Origin of the sequence: Streptomyces sp. 11-1-2 (assembly GCF_003595545.1) — a bacterium.
GTDB classification, from domain to species: domain Bacteria; phylum Actinomycetota; class Actinomycetes; order Streptomycetales; family Streptomycetaceae; genus Streptomyces; species Streptomyces hygroscopicus_B.
The window spans coordinates 9,161,839-9,174,083 of sequence record NZ_CP022545.1 but is presented as its reverse complement, the minus strand read 5'-3'; the positions used below and the strand labels follow the sequence as shown (position 1 = coordinate 9,174,083).

Genomic DNA, 12,245 nt, shown 5'->3' with positions numbered 1-12,245 from the left:
GGTCCCCCTCGGGCAGTACGGGTGTCGTCACTGATGCCGCCTCACATGTATCCGAGGGCGCGGAGCTTCTCCATCGCCGCCGCGTCTTCCTTGTCCTGCGCCCGGCCCGCGCGCTCGCCTTCGCGGGAGCGGCGGACCTCGATGACCACGTCGGTGACCGTCCCGGCGTCGCTGCGCACCGGCGAGCAGCAGCACTCGCAGCCGATCGACCGGTAGCGGTTCCCGTCGTTCGCGAAGTACAGATCGGGGACGGGGATGCCCTCCTGTTGTACGTACTCCCAGATGTCGATCTCCCGCCAGGAGAGCATCGGGTGGACGCGCATATGGCCGCCGTCGTCCACCGCGGCCTGCCGCAGGTCCCAGAATTCGGCCGGCTGGTTGCGGTAGTCCCAGCCGAAGGACCGGTCCCGCGGGCTGAAGACCCGCTCCTTGGCGCGCACCCCGTGCTCGTCACCGCGGATGCCGAGCAGCACCGCGTCGTGTCCGTCGGCCTCCAGGGCCTCTTGGAGGGCGTTGGTCTTCAGGGCCGTGCAGCATTCGAGCTTGGTCGCGGCGGTCGGGCCCATCCCCGCGGCCAGCGCCTTCTCGTTGCGGTGCACCCGCAGGTCCAGGCCCCACTCCCGGGACCAGCGGTCGCGGAACTCGTACATCTGCCGGAACTTGTAGGAGGTGTCGATGTGGATGACGGGGAAGGGCACCTCCCCGAAGAACGCCTTGCGGACCAGCCACAGGAGCGTGGTCGAGTCCTTGCCCATCGACCACAGCAGGGCCGGGTTGGTGAACCTGCCGCGCACCTCGCGCAGCACCTGCACCGTGTCGTTCTCAAGGTCGCGCAGCGCCGAGGGCACTCACGTCACCCCTTTCGGAAAGAACCCCCACCACGAGGGGATGACAGCCCCGGAACCGTCCGGGGAACCGGCCGTTCGGCTTGGTCAGGCCGATGGACAGAAAGCAGGGCCCCGCCAGGTCGGGCAGCGGCCCCTCCAGCGGCGCCGGGAACGCGCGGACCAGCCGCGCGTCGCGCACGATCCAGTCGTGCTCCGCACCGGAGGCGTCGGTGAACTCCAGCCGGAGGAAGGACCGGCCGCCGGTGGAGCGCCGCCCGTAGATCCGGCGCACATCGGCGGGCACCAGACCGGCGCTGCGCTCGCCCGCGAACGCCTTCTCCACGGTCGCGTCGGCGGTGTCCTTCAGCAGGCGCTCGCGCATCGCGGGGTCGAGGGCCGGGCCGGCGGGCCGGGGAGGCGCGACGACGGCACGGTCCTCGGGCCGGGCGTCCGGCTCGGTGCTCGGGCCGAGGCCGATCCGGACGGGTTGGAAGCACGCGTAGGGACCCTCAGGGCCCACCTGCTCGGCGGTGACGGGCTCGGGGCGGATCCAGCGGCCGTCCGGGTCGAGGCCCGCGACGCACGCGCCGCCATCGGCGTCGAGCGTCACCGCCAGGGGCAGGAGGGTGCCGGTCATGAGGCACCCGCCGGGGCCGGTCGGAGCGCGGGCGTGGTCAAGGCCGTGCCGGGCAGGTCGGGGGCGGGGTCCAGGCCGAGCATCGTCAGCAGCGTCGGCGCGACGTCCAGCGGCCGGGCCGGGCCGCCGCGCCCGGCGGTGAACGCCGCGCCCGCCCCGGCCCAGTAGGAGTCGCGCCGGTGCCAGCCGCTCTGCAGCATCCGGTTGGTGCGGCCGGACCAGAACGGGTCGCCCAGCGGCAGATACCGCCAGTCGGCCGGGTCGAGTACGAGGTCGGGGGCGGCGTCGGCGGCCGGGCCGCCGTGCAACTCCTCGCGCGGGATGGCGCGGGTGAGGAACCGGGTGCCGGTCGCCGGGTTGATGTGCTCCTCCAGGACGGCGGCGACATCGGCCAGCACCCGGGCGCGGTCCGCGGGGCGGACGGCGCCGTCCCGGTAGCGGCCCGCGAGGTTGAGGTTGACGCCCTGCGCGCCCTGCACCGCCTCGAACGCGGTCGTCCGCGACCAGTCGGGCGTGCCGTCCGGGCCGAGGGTGAGCAGCCCGGCCGCCGCCAGCACGTCGTTGACCGACCGGTAGGAGCGCAGGGGCCCGAATCCGATCTCGGAGAACGCCAGCAGGCTGGTGTGGTCGTCGAGCCGCTCCAGCAGCTCGCCCAGCACCCGGTCGGCGAGTTGGTAGGCGCGCAGCACCGCCTGGTCGGCCTCGGGGACCGGGCTGCCCGGCTCGGTCTCCTGCCAGTACACGTGCGAGAGCCGGTCGATGGCGGTGAGGTTGAGGACGGTCAGGTCGGGGCGGTCGCCGACCCGGCCGTCCAGCATCGCCAGGGCCGCGTCGGCGCGCTGCCGGTCGGCGTTCAGGACACCGGCGACGAAGGGGTCCTTCGGGCCGCCGGTGAACCAGACGGTGACGTCGTGCACCGGCCGCACACCCTCGCGGGCCAGCAGCACCGGCAGATTCCGCGGATGACAGGCCCGCACGGTGGCCCGCATCGGATAGCTGAGGCAGTACCCGTCGACCGGCTCCACCGGATGGGTGCCGAACAGGTTCACCAGCGCGACCCGGCGGCCCGTCAGCTCCGGCCGCCGCCACAGGAACGGGCGACGGGCGGCGGATCCGTCGAGCACGACCGGCCGGTAGTCGGGCGCGTGTACGTCCCAGTAGGAGAAGCACCCGTGCTCGTCGGGCGCGAATCCGGTGAACGCGCTGAACAGCCCGGGCGCCTCGTAGGGGACGAAGTCCGAGCGCAGCGGCCCGCTCGCGCCGAGCGCGCGCAACCGGTGCAGATGCGGCAGCCGCTCCGGGCCCCACCGGTCGATCAGCTCCGGGCACGCCCCCTCGGTGATCAGGACGATGGCCCGGGCCCGGGCGCTCATCCGCGCCCCCCGTCCGGGCCGGCCAGCCGCAGCGCGGCGGCGGAGCCGCCCGGTGCGACGGTGGACACGATCGCGGCCGCGCCGGGCTCGACGGCGACCCGCGCGACCGCCGCGACGACGGCCAGCAGCGGCCCGGCGGCCAGCGCGCCGCCGAGCGCCTCGGGCTGGAAGCCGGAGGCGAGCAGCTTGACCTCGCCGGTGTCGGACAGATTGCCCTTGCCCACGTGGTACGAGAGGTGCGGCCGGTCGGCGCCGTCCGCGCCGACCGCCGTCAGACAGCGGGTCAGCGCGCCCGCCGCCGCGTCGGTCCGGTCCGGTGCCTGGGGCTCCGACCAGCTCGCGCAACCCGTGACGACCGCGCGCACCGGCGCGCCGCGCTCGCGCGCTCCGTCGGCGCGCTCCAGCACCACACATGCCGCGCTGTCCGTCGGCTCCTCCCCGGCCCGTCCCTGACGGCCCGCCAGCAGCCGCGCCGCATCGCGGGTGGGGGCGTCGCCCGCGTCGCCGCCGCCCGCGATCACGATGTCGCAGGCACCGGCCGCCAGCAGCGCCCGGCCGACCTCCACCGCCTGCAGACCGGCGGCCGGTCCGCTGATCAGGGTGACCATCGGGCCGGTGACACCGGCGGCCCGGCACACCAGGGTCGCGGCGAGCTGGGGCCCGTGGTCCAGCGACATCGACGGGGTGATGCGGGTGGGGTCGGCGGACAGGTGCGGGCACAGCGTCTCGGCCATCGCGCTCAAGCCCCCGACGGCCGTGCCCATGACCACCGCCACCCGGCGGCCGGCGAGCGGCCCTTCGGCGGGCAGGGGTACGGGCAGGCCCGCGTCGGCCATCGCCTGCGCCGCCGCGCCGAACCCGAGCTGTGCCGAGCGGCTGAGGTACTGGTAGCCCGCCGCCGCGTCGATGTGGTCCAGCACGGAGAAGGGCCGGGTCCGCCCGGGTGCGGCGTTGGGACCGTAGGCGGCCTCCAGGGCGTCCGGGCCGTCGCCGAGCCTGCTCACCGCGCCGGTCCCGGTCACCACCACGTCGGGGACGGGCTCGAAGGCGTCGGGGACGGGCTCGAGCGTCTCCTGCGCGGCGGGGGCGGAGTCCTGCGGGCGGAACGCCAGGACGGCGTTGGTGCCGCCGCCGCCCAGCGAGTTGGACACCGCCGCGCGGATCCGCTGCGGACGGCCGCGCAGCGGAACGTAGTCCAAGGTGAGCGCGGGGTCGATCCGGTCGAGCTTGGCCGTGGGGTGCACCCACTGCTCGGTGAGGCAGTACACGGTCGCGATCGCCTCGATGATCGGGGACGCGGCGGCCAGGTGCCCGACGATCGACTTGGTGCTGCTGATCGCGACCTGGCCCGCCCGGTCGCCGAAGACCAGCTTCGCCGAGGCGGTCTCCAGCCGGTCGATCAACGGGGTCCCGGTGCCGTGCGCGTTGAAGTAGTCGACGTCCTCCGGCGAGAGCCCGGCGTCGGCCAGGGCCAGCCGGACCGCCTCTGCGTTGGACGCGCCGTCCTCCGGCGGGATGATCGCATGCGGGTTGTCGTCGCAGGTGATGGCCCAGCCCGCGAGCCCGGCCAGCGGTGTGCCGCCGCGCGCGGCCACGTCGGCGGCGCGCTCCAGGACCAGCGCCCCGGCCCCGTCCCCGAGGACGCTGCCGTCCCGGTCGGCGTGGAAGGGGCGCAGGTCGTGGCCCACGAACCCGGCGCGCTCCGCCCCCCAGTAGGAGGTGGCCTTGAGGTGGTCGGCGCCGACCACCACGGCCCGGTCCACGGTGCCCTGACGCAGCGCCAGCAGCGCCATCGCGGTCGCGGTGGTGCCGGACGCGCAGGCGTTCGTCACCGCGTAGCGGGGGCCCTCGATGCCGAGCCGGTGCGCCAGCACATCGGCGAGCACCCCGATCGGGAACCGCACCAACGCCTCGGCGAGTTCGTCGTCCACCTGCGGGTCGGCCCCGGCCGCCAGCGCCCGGCGGGCGGCCAGGAAGTCCTCCCAGCGGTCCTCCAGCGCCCGGTTGTCACCGCCGGTCGTGCCCACGTACAGGCCGGTGACGCCCGGCGCGGGCCCGCCCGACTGCGCGAGCGCCTCGCGGGCGGCGTCCACGGCCATGTCCGACAGCCGCCAGGGGCCCGTCCGGCGTGGGTCCTCGATCTGGGCCGAGCGGTTCTTGCCGCGCGCGACCGCGATGCCGCGCAGCTCGTGCAGGCCCGACTCGCCCTTGCGCAGCGCCTCGAACAGCGCGGTGCAGCCGTCGCCGAATACGGTGACCGCGCCCATGCCCGTGATGACCACCGGGAAGCTCACGCTCGCCGCCCCCCGTCAATCCCGGGCGGCGGCGGTCTGCGCCGCGCGCTCGTCCACGTAGGCGGCGAGCGTGTCGAGCGAATCGACCAGCTCGACGCTGAGGTCCTCGTCCTGGATCTGTATGCCGAACTCGTTCTCCACCCAGATGAGGAACTCCAGCCCCATCACCGAGTCGATGCCGACCGCCTCGCGCAGGCCGGTGTCGGGCACCGCCTCGGGGGCGAGATCCAGCCGCAGTGATTCCACCAGCACGCGGCGCAGACGGTCCTTGGTGTCGTTCATCAGACCTCCGTACGTTGTCGGGCGGCCCGGGAGGGCCGGATGTTGTGCCAGTCGTGGCTCGAAGGAGTGGCCGTCCGGCCCTCCGGGGCGCCCTGGTCGCTGATGGACATGCGCGGAGTGGCCGCGGTCGCCGGATTGGTCGCTGTCACCGGATTCGTCGCTGTCACCGGATTCGTCGCTGTCTCACAGGTAGCCCATGGCGCCGAGCGCCTTGGCGGTCAGGTCCTCTTCGCTCAGCCGCGCCGTTTCCCCGGCTCCCCCGGAGGCCACCGCGGAAGCGGTCCGCCCGGGGGCGAGGAAGGCGCGTCCACCGTCCGCGCCGTCCCACTGGAGCGGGCGGCCGTGGACGGCGGCCGGGAAGGTGAGGCCGGCCTCCTCCAGCAGCGTGGGCATCAGATCGGCGAGCGCGACGGGCGCGGTGCGGCGGCCGGGCGTGAGGCTCGTCCCGCGCAGCGCCCACATCCCCAGGTAGCGGTGCATGCCGGTCTGTTCGCTGGACCGCCACAGCGGGCCGCTGATCGCCGGGCTCGCCAGCACGCCCTCGTCGGCGGGGATGAGCAGCAGATCGGGGGCCGCGTGCGTCATCGGGCCCGGGTAGGCGTCCGCGCGCGGCAGCGCGGCGGCGAAGACCGGTTCGCCGGTGTCGGGGGTGCGCAGCCCCAGCAGCAGCTCGGCGGCCTCCGCCAGGACGGGGCCCGGGTCGGTCACCATGCCGTCGCGCTGGCGGCCCGCGAGGTTGACGTTGACCGCGTAGCAGCCGGGCGTGGGCATATAGGCGCGGGTGCGGGTGAAGTCCACCTCGCGGCCGTCGGCCCGGAACCAGTCGGCGAGGCCGTCGCCCTCGGCGGGCGGCGTGGCGGCGGGCCGGGTGGCCAGCAGCTCGGCCTCGGCGAGGACGGCGTTGACGGCGACGTTGTAGCGGCCCGGCCCGAACCCGTGGTCCGACAGCAGCAGTACGGGCGTCTCGTCGCCCACCGCGTCGAGGATCTCGCCGAACACCTCGTCGATCGCGACATAGGTGGCACGGATCGCGTCGGCCCACTCCTGGCGGTCGGGGGTGGTGTGGCGGTCGTGGCAGGCGTCGGCGAAGTGCCAGTAGTGGTGGCAGATGCGGTCGATCTCGGTGATGACCGCCATGAAGACGTCGACCGGGCGCTCACGCAGCACGTACTGGATCGTCCGGCCGCGCGCCCTGACGTGCTCGACGGCGGCCTCCGCGTAGGACAGGTCGCCCCGGAACATCGCGGCGATGTCGGCCTTGAAGCCCGCGCCCGCCCGGGCCAGCTCCCCCAGCAGGCCCGGCGGTTCGCTGTAGCGCAGGGTCCGCGCCAGCGGCCAGGTGAGCTGGTAGCCGGGGACCTCGCGGGGCGGGTGGGACATCGGCACATTGACGAGACCGACGCTCCACCCCTGCCGGGCGAACCACTCCCAGGCGGTGTCGCAGCCGTAGTCGCCGGTGCCGACCAGGCGGTCCCCGTAGACCGGGTCCTGGGTGTCGAAGAATTGGTAGATGCCGTGGCCGCCGGGGCGGCGCGCGGTGACGAACGTGCTCCAGCCGGGCGCGGTGTGCGCCGGCCAGGTGGTGGTGGTCGGGCCGTGTGCGCTGTCGGCGAGCAGCCTCCCGAGCACCGGCAGCGCGCCCTCGGCGACCAGCGGCTCGATCAGGTCGAGACTGCCCCCGTCGATGCCGAGCACGACGGCTTTGGGTGGTGCGGTATGCGGCATGGTCGGTCCCCCCCTGCTCACCGCTTGTGGAGCCACGGTATGCAGCTTGACAACTAAAGTCAAACACCCTCATTGACTTTGGTCATCACGCTCGCAATCATCGAGGTCATGAGCGCTACCTCCGCTGTCGTCTTCGACCTGGACGGCGTCCTGCTCGACACCACCGAGAACATGCGCCGCGCCTTCGCCGCCATCTGGCGGGCCGCCGGACGGCCGGGCGATCCGCCGTTCACCACGTTCCTGGCCCATATGGGCGCGCCGCTGCCCCGGATCCTCGATGCCCTGGGCCTGCCCACCGAGTTGGCGGCGGTCTACGCGGCCGAGAGCACCCGCCATATCGAGCTGGTCACCGCGCACCCGGGCATCCCCGTGGTGCTGGCCTCGCTCGCCTCGGCCGGGGTGCCGACCGCCGTCGCGACCGGCAAGACATCCGAACGCGCCATGCAGGCGCTCACCGCGGCCGGGATCGCCCATGGCCTGGACGTCGTGATCGGCAGCGACCGGGTGACGCGCCCCAAGCCCGATCCGGAGATCGTGCTGACCGCGCTCGCCGCACTGCCCGACGCCCCTGCCGCGGCGCGGGCGTTCTTCGTCGGCGACAGTGTGCTGGACATGCGCTCCGGCCGCGCCGCGGGCGCCACCGTGGTCGCGGCGGGCTGGGGGCAGACCGCCCCGGAGACGCTGCGCGCCGAAGGCCCCGACCACTACGCGGGGACCGCCCTCGACCTGCTCGCCGTGTTCGGCCTGCCCTCCCCCGTACGGGAGACGTCCCCAGGAGCCCACGATGTCTGAGCTGCTGCTGCTCAACGGCCCGAATCTGGCTCAACTCGGCCGGCGCCGCCCGGAGATCTACGGCACCACGACGCTCGCCGGGATCGAGGAGATGGTCCGTAAGGCCGTCCCCGGCCACACCGTGCGGGCCGTGCAGGACGAATGTGAGGGGGCGCTGGTGCGCGCCGTGCACGCCGCCGGCGACTGCGCGGGCGCCATCGTCAACCCGGGTGCGCTGATGATGGCCGGGTGGAGTCTGCGCGACGCGCTGGAGAGCTTCCCCGCCCCATGGATCGAGGTCCACCTGTCGAATGTGTGGGCCCGCGAGGAGTTCCGGCACCACTCGGTGCTCTCGCCGCTGGCCGCGGGCGTCATCGCGGGCCTGGGCGCCGACGGGTACCGGGTCGCGGCGCTGGCGCTGCTGGCCAAGATCGAGGGCTGATGCGCCGCGTCGTGGTGAGCCCGCATCCCGATGACGCCGTGTGGTCCTGCGGCGGGATGTTCGGCGCGTGGGCGGCGGGCCCCGACGCTCTCACCGTGGTCACCGTCTTCGACGGCGGTCCCACGGCCGCCGTCCGCCGCGCCGAGGACGCCGCCGCGCTGGCCGCCTGGCCGGTCAGGGCGGTCGGCCTCGGCTTCCCCGACGCCGTGCATCGCGAGGACCGTTATCCGGGGCCGCTGTCGCGCCGCCGCGCCGTGCACCCCGACGACGCGGGGACGGCCGATGCGGTCGCGGCCGCGCTGGCCCCGTATCTGCGCGAGGGAGACCTGTTGCTGCTTCCCCTCGCGAGACGCACCCACGTGGACCATGTCATCGCGCGTGCCGCCGCCGAGCGCGCGACGGCCGGGACCGCCGTCCAGGTCGCGTACTACGCCGAGTTCCCCTATCGGCCGCCCCCGGCGGGCGGGCCCGGCATGGAGGTCACCGAGCACCGGGCCGACTTCTCCGGCTGGCTGCGCGGTGCTCTCGCCTACCGGTCCCAGGTGACGGAGATGTTCGGCGGACCACTGCCGTTCGGCCGGGCACTGGCCGGGCACGCCCGCACCCCGGCGGTGTGGCGGGAGCACCGCCTGGCCGCTCAGGACTCCGCGGCGGTGAAGTAGGCGGCCGGACTTCCCGTCAGCAGCAGCGGCAGGGCGCGGACCTCGGCGGTGTCGTGGAGCGAGGCGAACCGCTGGTGGGTGACTTCGTGCTGCTCCCAGCGGTCGGGGCGGGCGTGGGTGAGGTGGACGCCGGGCGCGGCCTGGTCCACCGTGGGCCGGTGCCCCGCCGCCAGCAGCCGCACTCCCAGTTCCAGGTCCTCACAGCCCCAGCGGGTGCCGAAGCCCTCGTCGAACCCGCCCGCCTGGTCGAACGCCGCCCGCGACAGCGACAGGTTGGCGCCCACACAGGCCAGCCAGCCCAGCCGGGCCGGGACCGCCCCGGCGGCCACGGCCAGCACGGCGGCCTCCAGGTTGTTGCGGACCAGCCGCTCGCCTCCGTTCAGCACGGCCGCCGCCGCGACCGGGTCGGGGCCATGGGCCGCCAGCCAGCGGCGGGCGGCGGGGAATTCCATCAGCGGACCGTGGACGAAGCCGGGCCCGGTGCCGTGGGCGGCGTGCGCGGACAGGAAGCCGGGGCCGGTGAGGATGTCGTCGTCCACGAACAGCAGGCGGGAGCCACCGGCCGCTCGCGCACCGGTGTTACGGGCGGCGGCGCGGCCTTGGCGCGGCCCCTCGACGACGCGGACCGGCGCGTCCGCCGGGACGGCCACAGGCCCCTCCCCATCGTTGACGAGGACGATCTCCGCCGAGGGCGGTCCATCGGCCAGCAGACACGCCAGGGTGGCGCGCAGCGACTCCGGCTTGTCCTTCGTCGGGATGACGACGCTCAGCCCATTGCTGACGCTTGGCCCGTTGCTGATGCCCGGTCGGTTCTCGACGCCCGGTCCGTTCTCGACGCCCAGCCCGTTCGCGACGCCTGGTCGGATCCTGATGCTCGGTCCACTCCCGGCATCCGGCCCGCTCCTGACCCCCGGTCCGTTCCCGCCGCTCGGTCCGTTCATACGGCTGTGCCCTCCGGCAAGGCCAGCGGACGGCCCGACGCCCGGTAGGCGGCCTCCAGCAGGTCCACCACGGCGGCGGACTCGGCCAGCTCCGCCTCCCAGTCCAGGGTCCCGGAGGCGAAGTCGGCGATGGCCTCCACCTGCGCGTCGTACTCCCGCCCGACCGGGTCCGGCAAGGTGACGCGGCGGTAGGAGTCGGGGCCCCACGCGGTCAGCGCCGGCTCGGCCACCCGGTTCGGGCTGAACCCGAACGTCCCGGTCAGCACCCGGTGCTCGCCGCCGCCCTCGACGACGAACCGGGTGCGGTCGGTGGCGACTTCGCTCTCCCAGGCCGCCCGCAGCACCAGCCGGGCGCCGCCCTCGAACTCGGCGCGGACCGTGCCGTCCACCTCGACGTCCACCGGACCCGTACCGGCTCCGTCGCCGCGCCAAGTGGCCCGCCCGGGGGTGTGCCCGGCGTGCTCGCCGCCCGGCGTGCGCAGTTCGGCCGCCACCGCGACGAGCCGGGGCCGGCCCAACAGCCCGAGCGCCACGTCGGCCAGATGCCAGCCGAGGTCGAGCAGGGCTCCACCGCCCGCCGTGGCGCGGCCGGTGAACCACGAGCCGGGGCGCGGCACCCCGCCCGCGCGCAGCCAGCTCGCCCGTACGGTCAGCGGCCCGGGCGGCAGAGCACCGGCCAGGCACCGCACGTCCGCACGGCGCACGGCGGCCCGGCTGACCAGCAGCCCGACTCCGCGTCCCCGCTCGGCAAGCGGGTCGAACTCCGCGCGGCTCAGGCACAGCGGCTTCTCCACCACCACGGGTATTCCGCGCTCCAGCACGGCGGAGGCGAGCGCGGCGTGAGTGTGGTTGGGGGTGCCGATCACGACCACGTCGGGACGGGCGTCCAGGAAACCGGCCCAGGACGTGGCCGCCGGAGCACCGGCGGCCTCCGGGTCGTGGACGGCCGCCAGTTCCAGGCGCGGATGACGGCGGATCCGCGGCAGCCAGACCGTCCGGTTGACCCAGCCGTATCCGAGCAGGCCCACCCGCAGCGCAGCTGTCACCGCGTCACCACGGCGTCGGTGGCCCGCGCGGCCAGGGCGGCGACCACGGTGGCCACGCGCTCCACCACCTGCGGTTCGGCCAGCAGCACCCGGTGGTGGATCCACAGGCCGTGCGCGCCCAGGTCCTCCGCCACCGCGCACCGCTCGGCCAGCTCCGGTACGGGCGTCGTGGGCATCGGGCCCGCCTGGAAGGACGCGGTGCGGTAGACGGGCGGGAAGTTGACGCACGCCGGGACGCCCGCCGCCTTCAGCCCCTCCACCAGCGCGTCGCGCGCCGCCCGGCCCGCCGACGGGTCGAGGGCCACCAGGTACATGTAGTGCGGGCTGACGTCCATCCGCGGGTCGCGGGCCTGCAGGCGCAGCCCGGGCACGTCCGCCAGCAGCGCGTCGAGCAGGGCGGCGCGCTGCTCCCGGATCCGCGTCTGCCCGGCCAGGCGGGCGAGTTGGGCGCGCAGGATCGCCGCCGTGAACTCGCTGACGCGGTAGTTGGAGCCGCCCGTCATGTGCTGGTAGGTGGTGTCGCCGCGGGGCCGCCCGCAGGTGTGCATCAGGTACGCCTGCTCGTACGTCTTCTCGTCGGGCAGGGTCAGCGCCCCGCCCTCCCCGGCGGTCATCAGCTTGCCGTTCTGGAAGCTGTAGCAGGCGACCGTGGGGAACGCGCCGACCGGCGTCCCGTCCCACACCCCGCCCTGGGCGTGCGCGGCGTCCTGGATGAGCGCCAGGCCGTGTTCGGCGGCCAGGTCCCCCAGCCCGTGCATATCGGCGAGATGACCGGCCATATGGACGGGGATGACCGCGCGGGCCGCCGGGGTCAGCGCGGCACGGACGGCTTCGGGCGTCAGGCAGTAGGTTTCGGGGTCCACGTCCGCCGGGACGGGGATCGCGCCGACGTTCTGTACGGCCAGCGAGGTGCTGATGAAGGTGAACGCGGGCACCACGACCTCGTCGCCGGGCCCGATGCCATGCAGCCGGAGCGCCAGTTCGAGCGCGGCGGTGCCGTTGGTCACCGCGAGCGCGCGCGGAGCACCGTTGTACGCGGCGAACTCGCGCTCGAAGTCCTCGTTCTCGGTGCCCGCCGCCCGCCACCACTGTCCCTGCGCCAGGACACGGTCCAGGGCCGCGCGCTCCGTATGGTCGTGCTGGGGCCACGGCGGCAGGTCGTCGGCGTCGATCCGGCGGACGGGGGCCGGGGGCGCGGCTGTCGGGTCGAGGGTCACGTCAGAGTCCTTTCGTCGCAGGAGTGCG

Annotated in this window: 12 protein-coding genes; 3 read left to right on the top strand and 9 right to left on the bottom strand. The window is 74.7% G+C overall.

The features are described from left to right. Window positions 1-41 precede the first annotated feature (41 nt). From cysD to CGL27_RS39430, 6 genes are all read right to left on the bottom strand, one after another. The gene (gene cysD, locus CGL27_RS39455) at window positions 42-848 is read right to left on the bottom strand and encodes a sulfate adenylyltransferase subunit CysD (protein ID WP_119992368.1); all 807 of its coding nucleotides are present in this window, start codon (window positions 846-848) and stop codon (window positions 42-44) included. Beyond that, complete coding sequence (locus CGL27_RS39450; RefSeq protein WP_119992367.1) at window positions 823-1,464, bottom strand: hypothetical protein; 642 nt, start codon at window positions 1,462-1,464, stop codon at window positions 823-825. The genes cysD and CGL27_RS39450 overlap by 26 nt, the downstream gene beginning before the upstream one ends. Then, window positions 1,461-2,837, bottom strand: coding sequence for an alkaline phosphatase family protein (locus CGL27_RS39445; RefSeq protein ID WP_119992366.1), 1,377 nt, complete (start codon window positions 2,835-2,837; stop codon window positions 1,461-1,463). Before CGL27_RS39445 ends, CGL27_RS39450 begins: the two co-directional genes overlap by 4 nt. Continuing rightward, window positions 2,834-5,131: a beta-ketoacyl-[acyl-carrier-protein] synthase family protein gene (locus tag CGL27_RS39440; RefSeq protein WP_119992365.1), complete on the bottom strand. Its 2,298-nt coding sequence runs from the start codon at window positions 5,129-5,131 to the stop codon at window positions 2,834-2,836. The genes CGL27_RS39445 and CGL27_RS39440 overlap by 4 nt, the downstream gene beginning before the upstream one ends. 15 nt (window positions 5,132-5,146) lie before the next feature. Further along, window positions 5,147-5,413, bottom strand: coding sequence for an acyl carrier protein (locus tag CGL27_RS39435; protein ID WP_093466233.1), 267 nt, complete (start codon window positions 5,411-5,413; stop codon window positions 5,147-5,149). A 183-nt stretch (window positions 5,414-5,596) separates the two neighbouring features. Continuing rightward, the gene (locus CGL27_RS39430) at window positions 5,597-7,138 is read right to left on the bottom strand and encodes an alkaline phosphatase family protein (RefSeq protein ID WP_119992364.1); all 1,542 of its coding nucleotides are present in this window, start codon (window positions 7,136-7,138) and stop codon (window positions 5,597-5,599) included. Window positions 7,139-7,246: 108 nt separating this feature from the next. On the opposite strand from CGL27_RS39430, the gene CGL27_RS39425 reads away from it, so the two are divergent. The 3 genes from CGL27_RS39425 to CGL27_RS39415 are packed head-to-tail and all read left to right on the top strand — an operon-like array spanning window position 7,247 to window position 9,013. Then, window positions 7,247-7,930, top strand: a complete 684-nt coding sequence (locus CGL27_RS39425) for an HAD family hydrolase (protein ID WP_162953170.1) — start codon at window positions 7,247-7,249, stop codon at window positions 7,928-7,930. Beyond that, window positions 7,923-8,351, top strand: coding sequence for a type II 3-dehydroquinate dehydratase (locus CGL27_RS39420; RefSeq protein ID WP_119992362.1), 429 nt, complete (start codon window positions 7,923-7,925; stop codon window positions 8,349-8,351). Before CGL27_RS39425 ends, CGL27_RS39420 begins: the two co-directional genes overlap by 8 nt. Then, window positions 8,351-9,013, top strand: a complete 663-nt coding sequence (locus CGL27_RS39415; RefSeq protein ID WP_119992361.1) for a PIG-L family deacetylase — start codon at window positions 8,351-8,353, stop codon at window positions 9,011-9,013. The genes CGL27_RS39420 and CGL27_RS39415 overlap by 1 nt, the downstream gene beginning before the upstream one ends. Here the strand turns inward: CGL27_RS39415 and CGL27_RS39410 are convergent. The 3 genes from CGL27_RS39410 to CGL27_RS39400 are packed head-to-tail and all read right to left on the bottom strand — an operon-like array spanning window position 8,989 to window position 12,217. Beyond that, a complete protein-coding gene (locus tag CGL27_RS39410) occupies window positions 8,989-9,954 on the bottom strand; it encodes a glycosyltransferase (protein ID WP_119992360.1) in 966 nt (321 codons plus the stop codon). The genes CGL27_RS39415 and CGL27_RS39410 overlap by 25 nt on opposite strands. Continuing rightward, on the bottom strand, window positions 9,951-11,000 hold the full coding sequence (locus CGL27_RS39405; protein ID WP_162953169.1) for a Gfo/Idh/MocA family oxidoreductase: 1,050 nt from the start codon (window positions 10,998-11,000) through the stop codon (window positions 9,951-9,953). The genes CGL27_RS39410 and CGL27_RS39405 overlap by 4 nt, the downstream gene beginning before the upstream one ends. Next, window positions 10,997-12,217, bottom strand: a complete 1,221-nt coding sequence (locus CGL27_RS39400; protein ID WP_119992358.1) for a DegT/DnrJ/EryC1/StrS family aminotransferase — start codon at window positions 12,215-12,217, stop codon at window positions 10,997-10,999. The genes CGL27_RS39405 and CGL27_RS39400 overlap by 4 nt, the downstream gene beginning before the upstream one ends. Window positions 12,218-12,245: the final 28 nt, after the last annotated feature.

Bases quoted from the DNA above. Each gene is read 5' to 3' on its own strand.
- CGL27_RS39450 (WP_119992367.1), bottom strand. From the start codon at position 1,464: ATGACCGGCACCCTCCTGCCCCTGGCGGTGACGCTCGACGCCGATGGC.
- CGL27_RS39445 (WP_119992366.1), bottom strand. From the start codon at position 2,837: ATGAGCGCCCGGGCCCGGGCCATCGTCCTGATCACCGAGGGGGCGTGC.
- CGL27_RS39435 (WP_093466233.1), bottom strand. From the start codon at position 5,413: ATGAACGACACCAAGGACCGTCTGCGCCGCGTGCTGGTGGAATCACTG.
- CGL27_RS39430 (WP_119992364.1), bottom strand. From the start codon at position 7,138: ATGCCGCATACCGCACCACCCAAAGCCGTCGTGCTCGGCATCGACGGG.
- CGL27_RS39425 (WP_162953170.1), top strand. From the start codon at position 7,247: ATGAGCGCTACCTCCGCTGTCGTCTTCGACCTGGACGGCGTCCTGCTC.
- CGL27_RS39420 (WP_119992362.1), top strand. From the start codon at position 7,923: ATGTCTGAGCTGCTGCTGCTCAACGGCCCGAATCTGGCTCAACTCGGC.
- CGL27_RS39415 (WP_119992361.1), top strand. From the start codon at position 8,351: ATGCGCCGCGTCGTGGTGAGCCCGCATCCCGATGACGCCGTGTGGTCC.
- CGL27_RS39410 (WP_119992360.1), bottom strand. From the start codon at position 9,954: ATGAACGGACCGAGCGGCGGGAACGGACCGGGGGTCAGGAGCGGGCCG.